We start from the raw sequence: 21326 nt of genomic DNA, 5'->3' as shown, positions 1-21326 counted from the left end.
GAACCGTGCGCACCCTCGTGAACTCGCTCCGACTGATCGCCGTCATCGCCATCGTCGTCGCGGTCGTGGCGCAGTGGCTCGAGAGCTCGCAGACCCCGACCTACTCGTTCTGGAACTTCTTCGGGTACTTCACGATCCAGTCGAACCTGCTCGTCGCCGTGGCCCTCGCGGTGACGCTCGTCGCCGCGGCCCGTCGCAAGCGGGCGGACCTCGCCGTCTCGGTGCTCCGTGGCGCCGCGACGGTGTACATCGCAACGACCGGCATCGTCTACAACACGCTGCTCACGGGCGCGAACGTGTCGGCCTCGGTGCCGTGGTCGAACGACATCGTGCACAAGATCATCCCGGTGTACGCGGTGCTCGACTGGCTGCTGTTCTCGGACCGCGCACGCCTGCTGCTCCGCCACGTGTGGTGGTTCCTGCTCTACCCGGCGGTCTGGACCACCGTGGTGCTCGTCCGCGGCGCGACCGACGGGTGGGTGCCGTACCCGTTCCTCGATCCGGCGCAGGGCTACGGCGTCGTCGCGATCTACGTGGTCGGGATCGCGGTCTCGATCACCCTGCTCGGCATCCTCGTCGTCGGGATGAGCCGGCTGCGGCTGGTGAAGGTCTAGGAGCGGAAACCGCGGAGCTTGTCGAGCACCAGGTCGGCGAGCTGCACGAGCCCGCGGATCTGGTCGTCGTCACGGTCGACCCAGCGGCACTCGGGTTCGTCGGCGACCGGCACGAACCCGTCGTGGCGTTCCCAGACGAACAGGGTGCGGTCGGCGCCGAGCACGTACTGCTGCCACCAGATCTGCCGCAGGTAGTGCCGCGGGATGCTCCGCCAGGCCTTGCCGGTGGTCTTGATCTCGGCCAGCACCACGCGGGACGACTCGTCGACCCCGACGCCGTCCGGGGTGGCGAGGTGGGCGCGGTTCGCGGCGGCGTGGAACAGGTGCGCCGAGGGCTGGATGCCGTGGGTGGCGGCCACCCAGGCGGCGATGACCGGTTCGCGGTCCTTGCCGTGCTCGGTGAACGCGTTGCCGGAGAACCGGGAGCCGTAGCGCTTCTCGGTCACGACGGCCTCGACGGCGCGCAGTGAGGCGAGCCGGGCGACGTCGGTGGCGGTGATGCCCATGGCGCGGGCGCGGAGCCAGGCGACGCGGTCCGAGGAGTGCGCGACGATGCGCTCGGTGTGGCCACGCAGGGCGGTGAACGCGTCACGCGCAGCCGGAGCCGGCGTACCGGGGGCGGGATCCGCCTCCAGACCGGGGTCCAGGTCGCCCCACAGGGTGGGCTGCACGATCGTCACCCGACGATTGTCCCCCCGACCACCGGCAAGACCGAAACCGACGCGCTCACGCGACCGCGGGTGTGCGTCAGGAGACGAGCTCGCGGCCCTCGGCGAAGGCGACCAGCTCGTCGACCCCGGCGGGGGAGAGGGCGTAGCCGATGGCGAGAGCGGCGGCCCCCTGCAGCGCGGCGAGGGACCCGGCGCGGGACTGCACGATGACGAGGTGCTCACTGGCCAGGGGCATCGAACGGGAGTAGACGACCTCGCGGACTCCGGCGAGCAGGTGCTCGCCGGCCTGCGTGATCGATCCGCCGAGTGCGATGACGGACGGGTTGATGAGCGAGATGCAGGTCGCCAGGACCTCGCCGATGTCCCGACCGGCCTGTCGCACGGCGTAGATCGCGTCGAGGTCGGACCGGTTCACCAGGTCGATCACGTCCGCACCCGTGTGCACGTCGTGCCCCTTCGCACGGAGGGCGCGGGCGATGGCCGGACCGGAGGCCACGGCCTCCAGGCAGCCGGTGTTGCCGCAGTGGCAGGGGACGTCGCCGGCGCGGGAGACCCGCACGTGGCCGATGTCACCCGCGGTGCCCTGGGCGCCGCGCTGCAGCCGGCCCTCGGAGACGATGCCGGACCCGATGCCGGTGGCGACCTTCACGAACAGCAGGTGGTCGACGTCCGGCCAGCCGTGCTCCCGCTCACCGAGGGCCGCGATGTTCACGTCGTTGTCGAGCAGCACGTGGGCGGCGATGTGCTGGCGGAGCCACGAGGGCACGTCGAAGCCGTCCCAACCGGGCATGATCGGCGGGTTGGCCGGGCGGCCGGTGGAGAACTCGACCGGCCCGGGGACGCCGATGCCGATCGCGATGACGTCCTGCCTGCTGCGCCCGACCTCGGCGAGCAGGTCGTCGATCGTCTCGACGAGCCAGGACAGCGTCGGTACCGGACCGGCGGCGATGTCGATCCGGGCCTCGCGGGTGGCGAGCGGTGCCGCGACCAGGTCGGTGACGGCGACGCGACCGTGCGAGGCGCCGAGGTCGGCGGCGATCACGAGCCGGGCGCGGGGCTTCAGCGCCACCTGTGCTGGCGGACGGCCGCCGGTGGAGACGGCGGTGTCCACCGCGCCGACCAGTCCGATGTCGATCAGGGAGTCGAGGCGCACGCCGATGGTGGAGCGTGCGAGTCCTGTCAGTGCGGCGAGCTCGGCCCTGGTGCGCGGCACGCCGTCGCGGAGGATCTGGAAGAGCTCGCTCGTCCCGACCGGAGGCGACGCTGCCGTCCGGTTCAAGTCGACCATGTGGGGAGTGAAGCACACATCGTTCGCGCCACGCAATGAAGTCCGTCGACATTCCTCGGACTTCTGCTTGACCGCCGACAAAAGTGCTCGTAGTGTGACGATCGGTCAGTGACGACCGCACCATCTCGACGAGGAGAACCCCTGGTGACCCAACCGCTCTCGGTCCAGCTCTACACGGTCCGCGATGCCCTCAGTGCCGATCTGCCCGGCACCCTGCAGCGCATCGCCGACATCGGCTACACGAACGTCGAGGCCTTCGGCTTCGTCGACAACGCCGACGAACTCGCCGCCGCCCTCCGCGACGCCGGCCTCGCCGCCCCGAGCGGCCACGCCCGTCTGCTGGACGCCGGCGAGCAGGACCTCGAGCGCATCTTCCACGCCTCCACCACCCTCGGCTTCGGCACCCTCATCGACCCGCACATCGACGAGTCCCGCTGGACCACCCGCGAGGACGTCGAGGCGATCGCCCGCGAACTCAGCGCCCTCGCCCCGCGCGCCGCCGACCACGGTCTGGTGCTCGGCTACCACAACCACGCGTTCGAGTTCTCGAACCGCATCGACGGCGTCAGCGCCTACGAGGTCTTCGCCGACGCCCTGTCCGACGACGTCGTGCTCGAGCTCGACACCTACTGGGTGCAGGTCGGCGGGGACGACCCGGTCGCGGTCATCGGCAAGTACGGCGACAAGGTCCAGTTCCTGCACGTCAAGGACGGCGACGGCTCGCACGACGACAAGCAGCAGGTTGCCGTCGGCAACGGCATCATGCCGATCCGCGACATCATCGTCGCGGCGCCCGACGCACTGCACGTCGTCGAGCTCGACGACCACGAGGGTGACGTCTTCCAGGCCGTCGCCGACTCCTACACGTTCCTCGAGGGGGCCCGCGCATGACCGACACCACGACCGCCGCTGCGACGGCGACCGACAGCACCACCCGCACCGGCCCGGTCGGCGTCGGTGTCATCGGCGCCGGGGTCATCTCGGACCAGTACCTGTCGAACCTCACCGTCTTCCCCGACGTGACCGTCCGCTTCATCGCCGACATCGACCTGCCGCGCGCCGCCGCCCAGGCCGAGAAGTGGGGCGTCCCCGGATCGGGCACCGTCGAGGAGCTCCTGGCCGACGACGACATCGAGATCGTCGTGAACCTGACGATCCCGGCCGCCCACGTCGAGGTCGCGCTGCAGGCCCTGGCCGCCGGCAAGCACGTCTGGGGCGAGAAGCCCTACGCCCTCGACCGTGCCAGCGCCGCGGAGCTCCGAGACGCCGCGGCCGCCGCGGGCAAGACCGTCAGCGTCGCCCCGGACACGTTCCTCGGTGCCGGCCTGCAGACCGCGCTCCGCACCATCCGCGACGGCCGCATCGGCACGCCGCTGAACGGCCTGACGCTCTTCCAGAGCCCCGGGCCCGAGTCGTGGCACCCGAGCCCCGAGTTCCTCTTCGCGTACGGTGCCGGTCCGCTGTTCGACATCGGCCCGTACTACATCACCACCCTCGTCCAGACGTTCGGACCGGTGAAGAAGGTCACGGCCACCGCGTCGAAGTCCCGCGCCACCCGCACCATCGGCTCCGGGCCGAAGGCCGGCACCGAGTTCCCGGTGGACGTCCCGACGAACCACTCCGCGCTGATCGAGTTCGAGAACGGCGGGAGCGCGCAGAGCGTCTTCTCGTTCGAGTCCGACCGCGGCCGCACCGGCTTCGTGGAGATCGCGGGGGAGACCGGCACCGTCGTGTTCCCCGACCCGAACAACTTCGACGGCGACACCGAGCTGTACGCCCTCGGTTCCGAGGAGCCCGAGACGATCCCCGCGGTCGGCTCCACCTACTCGCGCGGCACCGGCGTGGTCGACCTGGCTCGCTCGCTGCGGGCCGGCGACGAGAACCGCGTCCCCGGTGCGCTCGCCTTCCACGTCCTCGACGTGATGGTCTCCATCGCCGAGGCGGCAGAACGTGGCGAGGCGGTGCTCGTCGAGAGCACCGTGTCGCCCTCCCCGACCCTCCCCGAGGGCTGGGACCCCGCGGAACGCACCCTGGCCTGACCGCCAGGGCGCTGCCCGCAACCCACAGCAGCACCCGACCAGCACCATCCGCAGCACCAGCTCCACCTCTGCACCATCCCCTGCACCATCTCAACGACGAGAAAGTAGAGAGTCATGCGCACTGCCATCCGCGCACTGGCCATCACCGCGGCCGCCGCACTCACCGTGTCCGGCCTCGCAGCCTGCTCCTCCGGATCGTCCGGCGACTCCGGCGATTCCAAGACGCTCACCTACTGGGCGTCCAACCAGGGCACGTCCCTGCAGAACGACAAGGAGGTGCTGACCCCCGTCCTCAAGAAGTTCACCAAGGAGACCGGGATCAAGGTCGACCTCCAGGTCATCGGCTGGAACGACCTGCAGAACAAGATCCAGACCGCCGTCACCTCGGGCCAGGGCCCGGACGTCGTCAACATCGGCAACACCTGGGCGACCTCGCTCCAGGCCACCGGCGCCTTCCAGGAGTTCGGTGACGCCGAGATGAAGGCGATCGGCGGTGAGGACAAGTTCGGCAAGGTCGCCCTGTCCACCGGTGGCGCGCCCGACAAGACGGTCACGAGCGTCCCGCTCTACGGCCTCGCCTACGGCCTGTACTACAACAAGAAGATGCTGTCGGACGCCGGCATCACCCCGCCCACCACGTGGGAGGAGATGGTCTCCGACGCCGAGAAGCTGACCAAGGGTGACACCTACGGCTTCAGCCTCGCGGGTGGTTCGTACACCGAGAACTCGCACTTCGCGTTCATCAACTCGGCGCAGAACGGTGGCGAGTGGTTCGACAAGGACGGCAAGCCGACCTTCACCTCGAAGGCCAACGTCGACGGCATCAAGCGCTACCTCGACCTCATGCAGGACTCGAAGGTCGCCAACCTGTCGAACGCGCAGTACGACAACGCGACGCAGTCGACCACGGACTTCGCGAAGAAGAAGGCCGCGTTCATCCTCAACCAGAACAACGCGAACGCGACCATCGAGTCCCTCGGCATGAAGTCGTCCGAGTACGGCGTCGTGGCGCTGCCCGCCCCGAGCGGTGGCGAGCAGATCGCCTCGTTCCCGGCTGGCATCAACCTGTCGGTCTTCAAGAACACGAAGAACAAGGACGGCGCGCTCAAGTTCGTCAAGTACATGACGAGCATGGACACGCAGACGACGCTGGACAAGCCGTACTCGGCTCTGCCGGTGCTCGCCGAGGCTGCTGACTCCGTCACGGACGAGCAGACGAAGACGTTCCTCGACATCTACAACAACAAGGCGAAGCCGCTCCCGCTGGTGCCCGCCGAGGACCAGTTCGAGTCCACGGTCGGCAAGGCGATGAACGACATGTTCGCCAAGATCGCGACCGGTTCCAAGGTCTCCGAGGCCGACATCAAGTCGGCACTGCAGACCGCCCAGGACCAGGTGTCCCAGGCCGCCGGTTGATCCACCCTGGAGGCCCGGGCGCGTCCGACGGACGCGCCCGGGCCTCCACCCCTGACGCTCCAGGGCCGACCACCCGTCGGCCGTGAGGCACACGCCCCGGAGCCGACCACGCGTCGGCCGTGCGGCTGACGCCCCACGCACCCCGCGCCTCCCGGCCGCTGCCACGGCCGCGCGGACCGCACCTGCACGCCCCTCCTGCCGAAAGGCCCCACCAGATGTCCACGACGGTCCTGCCCGACTCGGAGCGCATCGACCTGACGCACACGAAGGCCCCGACGATGTCGGGCCGTCCGCCAGGTCGCAAGCGCAAGACCCACTGGCTGCCCTACGCGCTCGTCGCGCCGGCCATCCTGTTCGAGCTGCTCATCCACATCGTCCCGATGCTCACCGGCATCTGGATCTCGTTCATCCAGCTCACCAAGTACTTCATCGCGAACTGGGGTGCCGCGCCCTTCGCCGGGTTCCGGAACTACCAGGTCGTCGTCGACTTCGACCAGGCGATCGGCCGCGGGGTCCTCAACTCGTTCCTCATCACGTGCGCCTTCACGGTCCTCGTGGTCGGGCTGTCCTGGACCTTCGGCATGGCCGCAGCCGTCGCGCTGCAGAAGCCGTTCGCCGGACGCGGACTCTTCCGCACCCTGTTCCTCGTGCCCTACGCGCTGCCGATGTACGCCGGCGTCATCACCTGGAAGTTCATGTTCCAGCGTGACTCGGGGGCCCTGAACCACCTGCTCGTCGACCAACTCGGGCTGTTCGGCGGCAACGCCCCGTTCTGGCTCATCGGCAACAACGCGTTCGTGGCCGTCGTCGTCGTGGCGATCTGGAAGACCTGGCCGTTCGCGTTCCTGATGCTCATGGCCGGCCTGCAGTCGGTGCCGAACGACGTGTACGAGGCCGCCTCGGTCGACGGTGCCAAGCCGTTCCGCCAGTGGCGCTCGATCACGCTGCCGATGGTCCGCCCCGTCAACGTGACGCTCGTGCTCGTGATGTTCCTGTGGACGTTCAACGACTTCAACACGCCGTTCGTGCTGTTCGGCTCGACCGCGCAGCCGCCCGCCGCGGACCTGCTGAGCTTCCACATCTACAACGCGTCGTTCATCACCTGGAACTTCGGCTCCGGTGCCGCGATGAGCGTCCTGCTCCTGCTCTTCCTGCTCGTCGTCACCGGCATCTACCTGGCCGTGACCAACCGGAGGTCCGTCCGTGCGTGAGACAACTGGCGCCAAGTCCTTCAAGATCATCACCCTGGTCGTCCTGACGCTGTTCACGGTCGTGCCGCTCTACGTGATGATCACCACGGCCATCAAGCCCCTCGGCGACGTGCAGGACAACTTCACGTGGATCCCGTCGCGGATCACCTTCCAGCCGTTCATCGACATGTGGTCGACGGTGCCGCTCGGTCGGTACTTCATCAACTCGCTCGTGGTCTGCACGGTGGCGACGGTGTTCTCGCTGATCATCGCGACGTTCGCCGCCTACGGTGTCTCGCGCTGGAACTTCAAGGGCAAGAGCACCTTCACCACCGCGGTGCTCTCCACGCAGATGTTCCCCGGCGTGCTGTTCCTGCTGCCGCTGTTCCTGATCTTCACGAACCTCGGCAACTCCCTGGGCATCCAGCTCGTCGGGTCGTGGCTCGGCCTGATCATCACGTACCTGACGTTCACGCTCCCGTTCTCGATCTGGATGCTCGCCGGGTACTTCGAGACCATCCCGCGCGAACTCGACGAGGCCGCGATGGTCGACGGTTCGGGCCCGATGGGTGCGCTGTTCCGGGTCATCCTGCCGTCGGCCCGTCCGGGTCTGGTGGCGGTCGGGATCTACTCGTTCATGACGGCCTGGGGTGAGGTCCTCTTCGCCTCGGTCATGACGAACGGCCTCGGTTCGACCCTGGCGGTCGGTCTGCAGCAGTACTCGACGCAGACGAACGTGTACTGGAACCAGGTCATGGCGGCGTCGCTCGTCGTGTCGATCCCGGTCGTGGCCGCGTTCCTCGTGGTCCAGCGCCAGTTCGTCGCCGGCCTGACCGCGGGTGCCGTGAAGTAGGCAGAGCCTTTCCGCAAGACACCGGTGTTCACGCTCGACGCCCCCGCATCACGGGGTGTGCAGCGCGAACACCGGTGTTTTGCCGTTCCCCACCCGACGACCCACCGACCCCGACCAGCCGACGACCGACAGGATGGAACCATGAGCGACGAGACCCGCGGGCGGCAGCTGCTGCCCGGACAGACCAGCCGCGTGCACGTGTACGACGTCGAGTCCCGCACCTCGCGGCTCGTGTTCGAGTCGGCGACGGTGCTCGTCGAGGCGCCGAACGTCCTGGACGCCGAGACCCTGGTGCTCAACGGCGACGGCGACCTGTGGCTGCTGCGACTGCCGTCGGCCGACAGTGGCACCGGCACCGTGCTCGACGAGACGGCGCTCGTGCCGGTGCCGATGGACGGCGTCGACGAGATCAACAACGACCACGTGCTCGACCCGTCCGGCAGCTCCATCGCGGTGAGTGCCCGCGACGGCGAGCTGTACCGCGTCCCGCTGCCCGAGGGCGGCCCCGCGACCCGGATCACCGACGTCGAAGCGGCCCTGCCCACCAAGCGCAAGTTCTACCTGCACGGCATCGCCCCCGACGGGAGCGCCCTCGCGGCGATCGTGGGGGAGCTGTCCGAGGACGGCGTCTGGACCACCGACGTCGCGATGGTCGACCCGGAGACCGGCGAGCCGACGTTCGTCACGCGGGACGAGCACCCCGACGACGGCTGCACCATCAGTCCGGCCGGCGGGATCCTGCTCTGGAACACCGAGCGGTTCACCCCCGGCACCGCGCAGCTGGCCGTGCGCTGGCCCGGGCACGACAGCCCCGTCCGCCTGACGAACGACGACCGGGTGAACTGGTTCCCGCACCTGTCCCCGGATGCCGCACACCTGCTCTACCTGTCGTACGAGCCCGGCGTGCAGGGCCACCCGGCCGACCACCGCGTCGAGCTGCGCCTGCTGCCGGGGTCGCTCGTCCGGGGTGCCCGGATCGCGGTCCAGCCCGAGACCCTGGTGGCCCTCGACGGCGGGCAGGGGACGGTCAACGTGCCACCGTGGGCCCCGGACTCGACGTGGTTCGCGTACTGCGACTACCCGGTGGCGGGGTAGCGGGAGCGGTGCCGGCGCCGGCGGCGGGATCGGTGGCGAGCTCACGCGCTGAGCGACAGTCCACGCGCCGCCGGACGCGTGGACTGTCGCTCACCGCGAAACGCGGGCGGACGCCCCGCGCCTGCCCGCGCGTGCGCCAGCCCAGCTAGACCTCGCGCACCTGCCCCTGCTTGATGTGCAGGCGCCGCTCGGCACGCTTCGCGACCCACGAGTCGTGCGTGACGATGACGACGGTCAGCCCGCGCTCCCGCCACTGCTTCTCGATGAGCGCCATGATCTCGTCGCGGGTCGACTCGTCGAGCGCACCCGTCGGCTCGTCGGCGAGCAGCACGCTCGGGTTCTTCGCCAGCGCCCGGGCGATCGCCACGCGCTGCTGCTGACCGCCGGACAGCTCGGCCGGCAGGTGCTCCATCCGCTCACCCAGACCGACCTCGCGGAGCGCGGCGACCGCACGCTCGCGGACCTCGCTCCGCGACCGGTTCGCGAGCGACCCCGCGAACGCCGTCTCGACGTTCTCGAGCGCCGTCAGCGTCGGGATCAGGTTGAAGCTCTGGAACACGAAGCCGATCTCGGTCGCCCGCAGGTCGGTCAGCGCGCCGTCGCCGAGCTTCGCCACGTCGCGGTCGCCGCCGAGGTGGATCGACCCGGCACTCGGCCGGTCGAGCGCTCCGAGCATCTGCAGCAGCGTCGACTTGCCGCCGCCGGTCGGCCCCTGCACGGCCACGAGCTGCCCCTGCGGGATCGTCAGGTGGACGTTCGTCAGGGCGGTGACGGTCCGGTTCTTCTGCTGGTAGGTCTTGCTGACGTTCGTCAGCCGGTACATCGGACTGGAGGCACGGCTCGCCTCCGCCTCGCCGGTCGCGGTGTCGGTGCTGGTCACGGTTGCTCCTGTCGTCGGTTCGGTCGTGTCGGTGCGGCCGGGCATCAGGCCACGCTCCGGAGCGCCTCGGCCGGACGGAGCCGGCTCGCACGCCAGCCGCCGAGCGCGCCGGCGATGAGGCCGCCGAGGATCGCGAGGCCGATCGCCAGCAGGATGATCTCGACGGTCACCGGGGCGTGCAGGACCACGTCGGTCGTCGACGCGGTGCTCGCGCCGCCGCCGAAGCCTCCTGCCGGTGCACCGCCCGTCGTGCCGCTGCCCGCGGCCGCGGTCGCTGCGCCGCCGGGCATGCCACCACCGCCACCGGCACCCCCGCCGGTCGTGCTCGAGGCGCTCGCCGAGATCGTCGGACTGATGACGTTCACGACGAGGATGCCGATCAGGCCGGCCGCGGCGCCGAGCACGCCGCCGATCAGGCCCTGCACCAGGGACTCGCCGGCCACCTGTCGGGTGATGCGGCCGTTCGACCAGCCGATCGCCTTGAGGGTCCCGAACTCGCGGGTGCGGCGGGTCACGCCGGAGATCGTGAAGAGGATCGCGATGAGGAACGCCGCGGCGAGCACGACGATCGACAGCCACTTGCCGAGGTTCGAGACCAGGCTCGAGGCGGTGCTGAGCGACCCGGACACGCTCGAGGCCAGGTCGGCCTCGGTGGAGACGGTGGCGCTCGTCAGCTTCGCCTGCAGTGCGGACTTGATCGTGCTGACGTCGGACGAGGACTCGGCGGAGACGTAGATCGAGGTGACCTTGCCGTCGAGGTCGGCCAGCGCCTGCGCGGTGTCGAGCGGGATGTAGGTGTTCGAGCCCGTGGTCGAGGCCGAGCCGGTGGAGCTGACGATGCCGATGACGGTGAAGTCGGTGCCGCCGATGTCGACGGTGTCGCCGACCGCCTTGGACTCGCTCTTCGCGTACGACGCATCGAGCACGACGACGTCCTTGCCCGCGTCCTTCGCGGCGAAGGTGCGCCCCTTCGTGAGCTCGGTGCTCGTGAGCGGACCGACCGTCGCGCCGGACACCGGGATGCCGGTCACCGTGAACGAGTCGACGCTGAACGACCCACCGCCGAACCCGCCGCCACCGCCGGTGTCCCCGCTCGGCGGGCCCTGCTGGGTGGTGCTGTCGCTGCTGGAGTCGCTGCTGCTGCTGTCCGTGCTGCTGTCGTCGGTCGACTGCTGCTGGACCTGGCCGGAGAACGTGCTGTTCTCGAGGGTCAGCACACCGGTCGCGGCCTTGACGCCGTCGGTGCTCGTGATCGTGGACAGGTTCGCGGCGTTCAGGGTGCTCGTGCCGCGCGCGACGGCGAGCCGCGACTGCGACAGGTCGGTCGAACCGCTGTCGTCGTCGCTGTCGCCCTGGCTGCCGAAGTCGAAGCTCGGACGCCCGCCGTTCGTCGACGCCGTCGCGGTCTTGGTGACGGTGATGTCGGTGCCGACGCCGTAGACGGACTGCAGGACGCTCGACTGCGCTGCCTGCACGCCACCCGAGATCGACGACACGATCACCACGAGGGCGATGGCCAGGGCCATCCCGATCGCGATGATGACCGTCTGCTTCTTGCGGTTCGTGAGTTCGCGCCTGAGGTAGGTCAGGAACATGGTTCTCCTCGGTGGTGGCCGGCTGGGGTCACCGGCCGCGCAGAGCACGCGGCGGGGCCGACGGAGGAGAAGCTAGGCACGCTGTCGATGACCGACCCATCGCGCACCTATGAGGCGACTAAGGCCGGGTCAGCCGACGTCGCCGTACCGCTGGCGCAGGTGCTCCGCGTACCCGCCGGGGGTCCGGCCGGCGAAGCGCCCGCTCGTCACCACCGGCAGGTCGACGGTGGCGTCCACCCGGAAACCGAGCGCCCGTGCCCGGGCCACCAGCCGCGCGTCCTCGTGCTCGGGCACGGGGTCGAACCCGCCGAGGCTGACGTACGCCGCGGCGAGCACGCCGAGGTTCGCGCCGTGCACGTGGCCGAGGGCAGCACCGGGCGGGTGCGCCCGCGTCCAGCGGTCGAGCACCGCGGGCGCCAGGTCGTCCGGGTCGGGGACGACGGCGCCGACGAGCACCTGCGCGCCGGACGCCAGGGCGTCGGACTGCTGGACGAGCCACCGTTCGTGCACCCGGGAATCGGCGTCGGTGTGGGCGAGCCACCGGGCCGCCGGGTCGCCGTCGTGCGCACGGAGGGCGTGCGTCGCCCCGATGGTCCGTGCCCGACCGACTCCGACACGGTCCGTGGTCAGGACGTCGACCGGGTACCGCGCGACCACCGGAGCGGTGCCGTCCGTGCAGCCGTCGAGCACCACCGTGACGGCGGCGTCGACCCCGGGTCGCTCCGCGGCGAGCCGGTCGACGGCCACCAGGAGCGCGTCGAGGCACGCGGCGATCCGGTCCGCCTCGTCGTGCGCGGGCACGACGACGTCGATGCGTGCACGCGGTTCCGGTCCGGTCACCGGATGATCCCCTCGGCCCGGGCCACCGAGGTGACCGCCGGGCCGGGAAGGACGCTCAGGACGAAGTCCTCCTCCACGTGCCGGAGCAGAGCGGGACGCGGCCACCGTTCGGTCAGCCGCGCGTCCACCGCGTCACCGCTCGACACGGCCTCGTCGTCGGGATGCCGCCAGTGGCAGGCCACGAGCACGCCGTCGTCGGCGAGCGACCCGAGCACACGGTCGATCGTCGCGTCGAGGTCGGCGGGCGACAGGTAGTACCCGACCTCGGACATCACCACCAGCTCCCAGCGCCCGTCCGGCCACTCCGCCGGCAGGGCTGCCTGCACGAACCGCGCGGTCGGGGCACGGTGGGCAGCACGCTCCAGCGGCGCCGCCGAGATGTCGGTGCCGAGCACGTCGTCCGCGCGTTCGGCGAGGGCGGCCGTCAGGACCCCGGTGGCACAGCCGAGCTCGAGCGCCGACCGGTAGCGCGGGCGGGGGAGCGCCGCCAGCGTCACGGCCCGCTTGCGCTGCTCGTACCAGGACCCGTCGAAGTCCCACCCCTCGGGCTTCCGGTCGTAGTGGGCGTCGAACGACTCGCGCGACCGCGACGGTGCGGGCCCCGGCGCGAAGAACCACTCCGTCGTCCGCAGGTGGTGGGCGGCGTGCCGGTCGTCGACGATCGCCTCGTCCCCCGGTGCGGGCGACAGGGGCCGGGTCTGCGACGGGTATGCGTCGAGGGCGGCACGCTTCCGGGCGACGAGGTCGTCGGGCAGCGACAGGGCCCGGACGTCGTCCCACGGGGCGACGGAGTGGTCCGGGTCGTCCCAGTGCCAGGCCCAGACCGGGTACGCGAGCAGGCCGACGTCGGCGGCGCTCGCCGCGGCGGCCTCGGCGACCTCGCCGGCGATGCGGTGGTCGCGGTGCCCGTCGCCGCGCCACGGTGCGACGAGCAGCACTGGGCGGGCGGCGCCGGCGAGCACCGTGTCGAGGGTGTCGACGACTCGGTCTCGGTGCTCGCGGGTCTCGCCGTCCGGGATCCCCACCGAGGTCGACGTCACGTCGGCGTGCAGGGTGCGCAGGGCCGCCACGAACTCGTCGTCACGGGCGGCGGCGAGCGCTTCCGGGGTCGTCGTGGGGGAGTCCGGGTGGGAGCGCTCGCCGCGGGTGAGCAGCAGCACGTGCACGGGGACGCCGGCCGCTGCAGCGGCCGCGATCAGCCCACCGGCACCGAGGGTCTCGTCGTCGGGATGGGGCGCGACGACCACCACGGTCCCGGTACCGGCCAGGTCGATCGCCGGTGCGTCCAGGCCGTCGAGGAACCCCGTCCACGCCGCCGGGTCGGTGCCCGGCTCGCGGTGGTCGAAGCTCACCACGCGACACCGCCCCGCTCGAGCACCATGCGGCCGATGCGGGCGAGGTCGCGGGCTCCGTGGTCCTGCAGGACGTAGAGCTCGAGGTCGGCGACCCGCGCGGCGACGGCGGGGTCGGCGGTCAGCGGAGCCGGGCCGATGGTGGCGACCACCCGCTCGCGCACGGCGTCGACCGAACGGCGCACCCGCGACCGGACGGTCTGGGCGAGCAACCGCCAGTCGGAGTCGTCGGAGGCCGGGTCGGAGTCGTCGATCCGGGCGGCGGCGTCGGCGAGGGCGTCCTCCGCGTCGGCGAGGTCGGCCACGGTGGCGCCGAGGGCGGCCTGCAGCAGCTCGGACTCCGGGTGCGCCGACGCGGTGTCACGGAGCACCCGGGCGAGCCCGACTGCACCGCCCCACCAGCAGGCCGCGACGCCGATGCCGCCCCAGGCGAAGCCCGGGCGTCGCAGGTACCAGCCGGGCGCCCCGACGGGTCGTGCCCGGACGCCGTCGAAGTCGACCGGACCGCTCGGCACGTCCGGCATGCCTCGTGCGGCCCAGGCCTCGTCGTGCGCGGTGACCCCGGGCTGTCGCAGGTCCACGGCGACGAGGACCCGCTCGTCGCCCAGGTGCGCGGTGACCAGGGCGTGCGAGAGCGTCGAGGCGAGCGAGCACCACGGCTTCGTGCCGCGCAGCAGGACCGTGCCGTCGTGCTGTGGTGCGGCGTCGAGTCGGAGGCCCGGCCCCTCGGCCGCGAAGACGCCCCAGGTCGAGCCGTCCGGGGCGTCGACCCCGGCCTGCGCGAGGATCCCGAGCGCGTCCAGGTGCGGCTCGACGGTGCGGGCGGTGGCGACGTCCGCCGCGGCGACCGCGGCGAGCGTGCCGAAGAACCCGCCGGCCGTGCCGGCGGACAGGGGTGGGGTGGTGGCGGCGACCGCCCGCGCGACCGCGAGGCGGTCCGTCGGTGGCGAGCCGGGCCTCCCGGTCGTCCGTTCGATCCGCGCGGTGTCCAGGTGCCGGGCCGACGGGGGCCAGGCTGCAGATCGCAACATGCTCCCAACGTACGGAGCGGCAGACGTGGACGTGTCCTCGATCCACAGAACGCACTGGGCCGCGCCACAGACGACTCATAGGAACTTCTCGATACTCGAAGACGTGACCATCTCCCAGCCCGCAGCAGCCCCGCGCCTCACGCGTGCCGACGGAACCCCGTTGCGCATCCTGGTCGTCGATGACGAAGCCAGCCTCACCGACCTGTTGTCCATGGCGCTCCGCTACGAGGGCTGGGACGTCAAGAGCGCGAACGGCGGGCAGGACGCCCTGACGACCGCGCGGGAGTTCAAGCCCGACGCGATGGTGCTCGACGTGATGATGCCGGACCTCGACGGGCTGCAGGTGCTGAGCCGGCTGCGGCAGAACAACGACGACACCCCGGTGCTGTTCCTCACCGCGAAGGACTCGGTCGAGGACCGCGTGACCGGGCTCACCGCGGGCGGCGACGACTACGTCACCAAGCCGTTCTCCCTCGAGGAGGTCGTGGCGCGGCTGCGTGGGCTCATCCGCCGCTCGCAGATCTCGATCTCCGAGGCCGGGGACTCCCGCATCGTCGTCGGCGACCTGGTGCTCGACGAGGAGTCGTACGAGGTGCACCGCGCCGGCCGCCCGGTCGAACTGACCGCCACCGAGTTCGAGCTGCTCCGGTTCCTGATGCGGAACCCCCGCCGCGTGCTCTCGAAGGCGCAGATCCTGGACCGGGTGTGGTCGTACGACTTCGGCGGCAAGTCGTCGGTCGTCGAGATCTACATCTCCTACCTGCGCAAGAAGATCGACGCCGGTGAGACCCCGATGATCCACACGGTGCGCGGCGTCGGGTACGTCATCAAGCCGACCTCGTGACCCTGCGGCGCCGGCTCGTCCTGAGCATCGTCGCCCTCGTCGTCGCCGTCAGCGCGGTGATCGGCGGGGCGAGCCTCATCGCGCTCTTCTCGATCCAGACCAGCGCGATCGACAAGCAGATCACGAGCGCGACCCACCGGGCACAGCGGTACCTGCAGCAGAACCAGTCGGGGCAGCCGAGCATCGACCTGTCCCGGCCGTCCGGGCAGGCCGCCGGCACCCTGACGGCGTACTTCGTCGACGGGCAGGTCGTCATCGCGAACGTGCTCGACGACTACGGCCGTCCGAGCGGGATCCCGCAGGCCAGCGCCGAGGCACTGGGGTCCGTCCGCGTGGACGCCGACCCGGAGACGATCGACCTCGGCTCGGATGTCGGGCGGTACCGCCTCGCCGCCGTCAACGTCGGCCCGGCCGTCCTGGTCGTGGGGCTCCCGATGGCCCCCGTCTACGACAGCGTCTGGAAGCTGTTCGCCGGGGTCCTCTCCGTCCTGGCAGCCGCACTGGTCGCCGGTTCGGTCGTCGCGGCGTTCGTGGTCCGGCAGTCGCTCCGGCCGCTCGAGCGCGTCGCCGAGACCGCCTCCACCGTCGCACGCATGCCGCTCGATCGCAGTGACGCCCTCGACGGTGTCCGTGTGCCCGACACCGACCCCCGCACCGAGGTCGGCCGGGTCGGCAGCGCCTTCAACCGCATGCTCGGGCACATCGGCAGTGCGATGCAGGCGCGGGAGCGCTCGGAACAGAAGGTGCGGCAGTTCGTCGCCGACGCCTCGCACGAGCTCCGGACACCGCTCGCCTCGGTGCGCGGGTACGCCGAACTCACCCGGCGCATGGGCGGCGACCTGCCGAAGGACGTCGTCTACGCGATGAGCCGCATCGAGTCCGAGTCCATCCGGATGACCTCGATGGTGGAGGACCTGCTGCTCCTCGCCCGGCTCGACGAAGGCCGCGAGATCCAGTTCGCCGAGGTCGACCTGACCGGACTGGTGCTCGACGCCGTGAACGACGCCCACGCCGCGTCCCCCGAACACCCGATCGAGGTCGACGTCCCGCCGGAGCCGGTCACCATCACGGGGGACGCCGCACGCCTGCACCAGGTCATCGTCAACCTCGTCACGAACGCCCGGACCCACACGCCCGAGGGCACCCGCATCACGGTGGGCCTCGCCCCGGTCGACGGCGGCGTTGACCTGACCGTGCGCGACACCGGCCAGGGCATCGACCCGGAGTTCCTGCCGAAGCTGTTCGAGCGCTTCGCCCGGGCGGACAGTTCGCGGTCCCGCACGGTCGGATCGACCGGCCTGGGGCTCGCCATCGTGGACGCGGTCGTGCAGGCGCACGGCGGCCGGGTCGAGGTCACGAGCGAACCGGGGGACACCGTGTTCACGGTGCACCTGCCCCGCGACCCGGCTGCGGCTGCGGCTGCCGCCGGGGCCGGGGCCGGGGCCGGGGCTGTCGCGTCGTCGTCGGCTGACCCTGCCGGGTCCGCGGACTGGTCGGCGACACCCGCTGCGGTGGACCGTACCCACTGACGGACGGGAGGCGCGGGGCGGGCCCGCCCCGCGCCTCCCGACCGCTGTTTGGTCTCGTCCACGGCATCTGCTACTGTTCTCGAAGCCAAAGACCGCCGGATGTCGTGCTGCTCGCAACGTGTTTGTGAACATCGTGACCGAAGGTCCTCACTCGTGAGGCATCCCGCGCAGGTGTTCCGAACCACTCCCACCATCTGGTGAGAGCAGCTCCGAGCCTCTGCGCCGGAGCTTTTTTCGTTCGTGGACCTGGGGCTGCCGGCAAGACCCCCAAGGAGAACCATGGCGAACAAGGAAGCTGCGGTCGCCGAGCTCACGGAGTCCTTCCGTAGCTCGAACGCCGTTCTGCTCACCGAGTACCGCGGTCTCACGGTCGCGCAGCTCAAGGAGCTCCGCAACTCGATCCGTGAGCACGCCACGTACGCCGTGGTGAAGAACACGCTGACCAAGATCGCGGCGAACAACGCCGGCATCTCGTCGTTCGACGACGAGCTCGCCGGTCCGTCCGCTCTCGCCTTCGTCCACGGTGACACCGTCGCCGTCGCGAAGTCGCTGCGTGCATTCGCCAAGGCGAACCCCGAGCTCGTGGTGAAGGGTGGTTACTTCGACGGTAACCCGCTCACCGCGACCGAGGTGGACAAGCTCGCCGACCTCGAGTCCCGTGAAGTGCTGCTCGGCAAGCTCGCCGGCGCACTCAAGGCCTCGCTGTTCGGTGCTGCGTACCTGTTCCAGGCACCCCTCTCGCAGGCCGTCCGCACCGTGGACGCCCTTCGCGAGAAGCAGGAGTCCGCGGCCTGATCAGGCTCGCGTTCATCAACCACACGTACTAGCTAGTAGTAGGAGAAAATCATGGCGAAGCTTTCGCAGGACGAGCTCATCGAGGCCTTCAAGGAGCTCACGCTCATCGAGCTCTCGGACTTCGTGAAGAAGTTCGAAGAGGTCTTCGAGGTCACCGCGGCCGCCCCGGTCGCCGCTGCCGCCCCCGCCGGCGCAGCTGCTCCGGCCGAGGCCGCTGAGGAGAAGACCGAGTTCGACGTCATCCTCAAGTCCGCTGGTGACAAGAAGATCCAGGTCATCAAGGAGGTCCGTGGCCTGACGTCGCTCGGCCTCGGTGAGGCCAAGGCGCTCGTCGAGACCGCCGACGCCAAGATCCTCGAGGGTGCGAACAAGGAGACCGCCGACAAGGCGAAGGCGACCCTCGAGGCCGCTGGCGCCACGATCGAGCTCGCGTAGTCTCGACCGTTCCGGTCACGAAGGCCGCTGCCCCTCGGGGCGGCGGCCTTCGTCGTGTGCTGGGGTGTGTGCGCTTCTTCTTGTCGCTTTCCCCAAAGCGACAGATGGGCCCGGAAAGAGCACAGCTTCTTGTCGCTTCAGCGCCTCTGACGGTGCCCACTTCCGGAGAATCGTCGCTTTGGCATCGCCGCACGACCGCCTGGAGGCGCGTGGATTCTCCACAGATCGGCGAACGTCGCCGACATCGGTTGCGCTGGGCGACAGAGTGCTGCCATGCACCCCGCCAACGCCATCGCACTGTTCCGGACGAACAGACTCGACCGCGCGGACGCTCGACAGCTGCAGCGCCGCAAGCTGGCCGGTGAACTCGTCCGCGTGCGACATGGCGTCTACGTCGACCGCTCGGCGTGGGACGCGCTCGACGGCCGGAGTCGACACCTCGTCCGCATGCGGGCCGCTCTCCCGCTGCTCCGCGGAGGCGCTGTGTGGTCGCTCGACTCAGCGGCTGCGATCCTCGGGGCACCTCGTCTCGACCCGTGGCCGGAGCGCGTCCATGCGAACCTGCCCGCACTGGAGCACGACCTCCGACGTACCGGGCTGACGATGCACGCCGGGTCCTCGCTCGTGTCGGGGCACCGTTTCCACGGCGTCGAGTACACCGCTCTCGCGCAGACGACGATCGAGCTCGCCCGTCGGGGACCCCTGGCTGCAGCGGTCGTCGGGTTGGACCACGCGCTCCGCAACGGAGTCCGGCACGAAGACCTCGAGCACCTGGCGCTGACTGCCGGTCCGTGGGGCGCGGTCCGCCTTGAGCACGCGTTGGAGATCTGCGATGTCCGCCACGAGTCGGTGGGCGAGTCCTACTTCGCAGCGCGTGCGGCCGAGCTCGGGTGCCCGGACATGGAACCGCAGCACGAGTTCGCCGGCGTGGACGGCGCCGTTGACCGGGTCGACTTCTGGTTGCCGAGGCAGGGGATCGTGATCGAGTTCGACGGGCGGCAGAAGTACGAGGACCGCGAGATGCTGCGGGGGAGGAGCGGCGCCGACGCCGTCTGGAGCGAGAAGCGGCGCGAGGACCGGGTCCGTGCTCGCGGCGAGGTCAACGGGTTCGTCCGCGTGTACTGGGAGCACCTCGTCGTGCCGGAGCGCCTCCGAACCCTGTTCCGTCAGCACGGTGTGCCGTGCCGATGACGTCCTGGCTTGTTGGTGCTGCCAGAGCGACACTTCTCGCGGGAGGTGAGTCATGCCTCCCGGCAGAGCGACAGAGTGCCGCGAATGTTCCGCGGGCATCCGTCGCTTTGCGGGAGTGAGCGCGTGAGGTCGGCGCGGCGGGCGGGCGGGGCGGCGTGGCGCGCGCGCGTCAGCGCAGGGTGCTGTGGCGGCGGCCGTAGGCCAGGTAGAGCAGGGCACCGGCGACCATCCAGATGCCGAAGGCGATCCAGGTGGTGGCGCCGAGGAACACCGCGAGCAGCACGCAGCTCAGGGTGCCGAGGACCGGCACGACGGGGAACAGCGGCACCCGGTACGAGCGCTCCAGGTCGGGCTGCGAGCGGCGGAGCACGATGACGGACACGTTCACCAGGGCGAATGCGACGAGGGTGCCGATGCTCGTGGCGTCGGCGAGTTCCCCGAGGGGCACGAGCGCGGCGACGATCGTCACGGCGATCCCGATGATGAGCGTGTTCGCGATCGGGGTGCCGGTGCGTCGGGAGACCCGGCCGAAGACCTTCGGCACCAGACCGTCGCGGGACATCGTGAGCAGGATGCGGGTCTGGCCGTACAGGACGGTGAGCACGACGCTGGCGATGGCGACGACGGCGCCGATCGAGAACACGAGGGCGACGAGCGGCTGCCCCGTGACGTCGACGACGATGCGGACGAGCGACGCCTCGGACGACGAGAACGCGGTCCACGAGCGGGCCCCGACGGCAGCGATCGCGACGAGGATGTACAGCGCGGTGATGAGCGCGATCGAGCCGATGATCGCCCGGGGCAGGTCGCGGCGGGGGTTCTTCGCCTCTTCACCGGCGGTCGAAGCGGCGTCGAAGCCGATGTACGAGAAGAAGAGCCGTGACGCGGCGGCGGTGACCCCGGCGGCACCCATCGGGGCGAGCGGTTCGAAGTTCTGCGCCCGGAACGCCGTGAACGCCACGACGACGAAGAAGACCAGCAGAGCGATCTTCACGATCACCATGACCGTGTTCACCCAGGCGCTCTCGCGGGCACCGGGCAGCAGCACGGCGGTGGCGAGCAGGACCAGGACCGCCGCGGGCAGGTTGACCACGCCGCCGTCGACCGGGGGAGCGGCGAGTGCGGTGGGCAGGTGCAGTCCGAACACGCGCAGGGTCTCGTCGACGTACTCGCTGGCACCGACGGCGACCGCGGCCACCGAGACGGCGTACTCGAGCACGAGGCACCATCCGCAGATCCAGGCGATGCCCTCGCCCATCGTGGCGTAGGTGTACGAGTAGCTGGACCCCGAGGTCGGGACGGCGCCCGCCATCTCGGCGTACGACAGCGCGGACAGCAGCGCGGCGATCCCCGCGACGACGAACGAGATCCAGACGGCGGGACCGGCGAGCGGGACCGCGGTGCCGAGGACGACCAGGATGCCGGTGCCGAGCGTGGCCCCGACGCTGATCATCGTCAGCTGCCAGACCCCGAGCGACCGACGGAGCGGTTCCCCGTTCACACCGCGGGAGGCTTCGGCCTGCAGCTGCTCGATCGGCTTGCGGCGGGCGAGCTGCGCCCCCAGGGACGTGGGACGTGACGGCGCGGACGACATGGGACCTCGGTGGTGCGGGGACGGGGACGGCACATGCTCGCACGCCCCCTGAACGGGGTCAAATACTGCGGGGC

Annotated in this window: 20 protein-coding genes; 12 read left to right on the top strand and 8 right to left on the bottom strand. The window is 70.6% G+C overall.

What is annotated here, in order from left to right; translation table 11 throughout:
* Positions 1-5 precede the first annotated feature (5 nt).
* Positions 6-614, top strand: a complete 609-nt coding sequence (locus DEJ03_RS02585; protein ID WP_110863397.1) for a Pr6Pr family membrane protein — start codon at positions 6-8, stop codon at positions 612-614.
* Here the strand turns inward: DEJ03_RS02585 and DEJ03_RS02580 are convergent.
* Together DEJ03_RS02580 and DEJ03_RS02575 are read right to left on the bottom strand one after the other, a co-directional pair.
* Positions 611-1294, bottom strand: a complete 684-nt coding sequence (locus DEJ03_RS02580) for a YqaJ viral recombinase family protein (RefSeq protein ID WP_110863396.1) — start codon at positions 1292-1294, stop codon at positions 611-613. The genes DEJ03_RS02585 and DEJ03_RS02580 overlap by 4 nt on opposite strands.
* A gap of 67 nt (positions 1295-1361) precedes the next feature.
* Positions 1362-2573, bottom strand: a complete 1212-nt coding sequence (locus DEJ03_RS02575) for an ROK family transcriptional regulator (protein ID WP_110863395.1) — start codon at positions 2571-2573, stop codon at positions 1362-1364.
* A 144-nt stretch (positions 2574-2717) separates the two neighbouring features.
* On the opposite strand from DEJ03_RS02575, the gene DEJ03_RS02570 reads away from it, so the two are divergent.
* From DEJ03_RS02570 to DEJ03_RS02545, 6 genes are all read left to right on the top strand, one after another.
* Positions 2718-3464, top strand: a complete 747-nt coding sequence (locus tag DEJ03_RS02570; protein ID WP_110863394.1) for a sugar phosphate isomerase/epimerase — start codon at positions 2718-2720, stop codon at positions 3462-3464.
* Positions 3461-4612, top strand: coding sequence for a Gfo/Idh/MocA family protein (locus DEJ03_RS02565; RefSeq protein WP_071406323.1), 1152 nt, complete (start codon positions 3461-3463; stop codon positions 4610-4612). The genes DEJ03_RS02570 and DEJ03_RS02565 overlap by 4 nt, the downstream gene beginning before the upstream one ends.
* A gap of 114 nt (positions 4613-4726) precedes the next feature.
* Positions 4727-6028 carry a sugar ABC transporter substrate-binding protein gene (locus DEJ03_RS02560; RefSeq protein ID WP_071406324.1) on the top strand — a complete coding sequence of 434 codons (1302 nt, stop codon included), beginning with the start codon at positions 4727-4729 and terminating at the stop codon, positions 6026-6028.
* Positions 6029-6243: 215 nt separating this feature from the next.
* Entirely contained in the window at positions 6244-7239 is a 996-nt protein-coding gene (locus DEJ03_RS02555) for a carbohydrate ABC transporter permease (RefSeq protein WP_017888646.1), read from the top strand.
* Complete coding sequence (locus DEJ03_RS02550) at positions 7232-8071, top strand: carbohydrate ABC transporter permease (RefSeq protein ID WP_071406325.1); 840 nt, start codon at positions 7232-7234, stop codon at positions 8069-8071. Before DEJ03_RS02555 ends, DEJ03_RS02550 begins: the two co-directional genes overlap by 8 nt.
* A gap of 141 nt (positions 8072-8212) precedes the next feature.
* Entirely contained in the window at positions 8213-9166 is a 954-nt protein-coding gene (locus DEJ03_RS02545) for a biopolymer transporter Tol (RefSeq protein WP_110863393.1), read from the top strand.
* Positions 9167-9311: 145 nt separating this feature from the next.
* On the opposite strand, the gene DEJ03_RS02540 is transcribed toward DEJ03_RS02545, so the two are convergent.
* From DEJ03_RS02540 to DEJ03_RS02520, 5 genes are all read right to left on the bottom strand, one after another.
* Positions 9312-9989 carry an ABC transporter ATP-binding protein gene (locus tag DEJ03_RS02540; RefSeq protein ID WP_110863487.1) on the bottom strand — a complete coding sequence of 226 codons (678 nt, stop codon included), beginning with the start codon at positions 9987-9989 and terminating at the stop codon, positions 9312-9314.
* A gap of 101 nt (positions 9990-10090) precedes the next feature.
* Positions 10091-11641, bottom strand: coding sequence for an ABC transporter permease (locus DEJ03_RS02535; protein WP_110863392.1), 1551 nt, complete (start codon positions 11639-11641; stop codon positions 10091-10093).
* 129 nt (positions 11642-11770) lie between these two features.
* Positions 11771-12481, bottom strand: a complete 711-nt coding sequence (locus DEJ03_RS02530) for a glycosyltransferase family 2 protein (RefSeq protein WP_110863391.1) — start codon at positions 12479-12481, stop codon at positions 11771-11773.
* On the bottom strand, positions 12478-13833 hold the full coding sequence (locus tag DEJ03_RS02525) for a bifunctional PIG-L family deacetylase/class I SAM-dependent methyltransferase (RefSeq protein ID WP_258370455.1): 1356 nt from the start codon (positions 13831-13833) through the stop codon (positions 12478-12480). The genes DEJ03_RS02530 and DEJ03_RS02525 overlap by 4 nt, the downstream gene beginning before the upstream one ends.
* On the bottom strand, positions 13830-14864 hold the full coding sequence (locus DEJ03_RS02520; protein WP_110863389.1) for an acyl-CoA/acyl-ACP dehydrogenase: 1035 nt from the start codon (positions 14862-14864) through the stop codon (positions 13830-13832). The genes DEJ03_RS02525 and DEJ03_RS02520 overlap by 4 nt, the downstream gene beginning before the upstream one ends.
* Before the next feature lie 103 nt (positions 14865-14967).
* Here DEJ03_RS02520 and DEJ03_RS02515 point away from each other — a divergent pair, with 103 nt between their 5' ends.
* The 5 genes from DEJ03_RS02515 (at position 14968) to DEJ03_RS02495 (ending at position 19658) form a co-directional block, all read left to right on the top strand.
* Positions 14968-15708 carry a response regulator transcription factor gene (locus tag DEJ03_RS02515; protein WP_110863388.1) on the top strand — a complete coding sequence of 247 codons (741 nt, stop codon included), beginning with the start codon at positions 14968-14970 and terminating at the stop codon, positions 15706-15708.
* On the top strand, positions 15705-17237 hold the full coding sequence (locus DEJ03_RS02510) for a cell wall metabolism sensor histidine kinase WalK (RefSeq protein ID WP_110863387.1): 1533 nt from the start codon (positions 15705-15707) through the stop codon (positions 17235-17237). Before DEJ03_RS02515 ends, DEJ03_RS02510 begins: the two co-directional genes overlap by 4 nt.
* 279 nt (positions 17238-17516) lie before the next feature.
* On the top strand, positions 17517-18032 hold the full coding sequence (gene rplJ / locus DEJ03_RS02505; RefSeq protein WP_017888663.1) for a 50S ribosomal protein L10: 516 nt from the start codon (positions 17517-17519) through the stop codon (positions 18030-18032).
* 51 nt (positions 18033-18083) lie between these two features.
* Complete coding sequence (gene rplL, locus DEJ03_RS02500; protein WP_027466380.1) at positions 18084-18467, top strand: 50S ribosomal protein L7/L12; 384 nt, start codon at positions 18084-18086, stop codon at positions 18465-18467.
* 273 nt (positions 18468-18740) lie between these two features.
* Complete coding sequence (locus DEJ03_RS02495) at positions 18741-19658, top strand: hypothetical protein (protein WP_110863386.1); 918 nt, start codon at positions 18741-18743, stop codon at positions 19656-19658.
* A gap of 169 nt (positions 19659-19827) precedes the next feature.
* Here DEJ03_RS02495 and DEJ03_RS02490 read toward each other — a convergent pair whose 3' ends face one another.
* Positions 19828-21252, bottom strand: coding sequence for an amino acid permease (locus DEJ03_RS02490; RefSeq protein WP_110863385.1), 1425 nt, complete (start codon positions 21250-21252; stop codon positions 19828-19830).
* Positions 21253-21326: the final 74 nt, after the last annotated feature.

It is taken from the genome of Curtobacterium sp. MCLR17_043 (assembly GCF_003224215.1).
GTDB lineage: Bacteria > Actinomycetota > Actinomycetes > Actinomycetales > Microbacteriaceae > Curtobacterium > Curtobacterium flaccumfaciens.
Note: the sequence above shows the minus strand (reverse complement) of the source record. Positions and strands in the feature narration are given on the sequence as shown.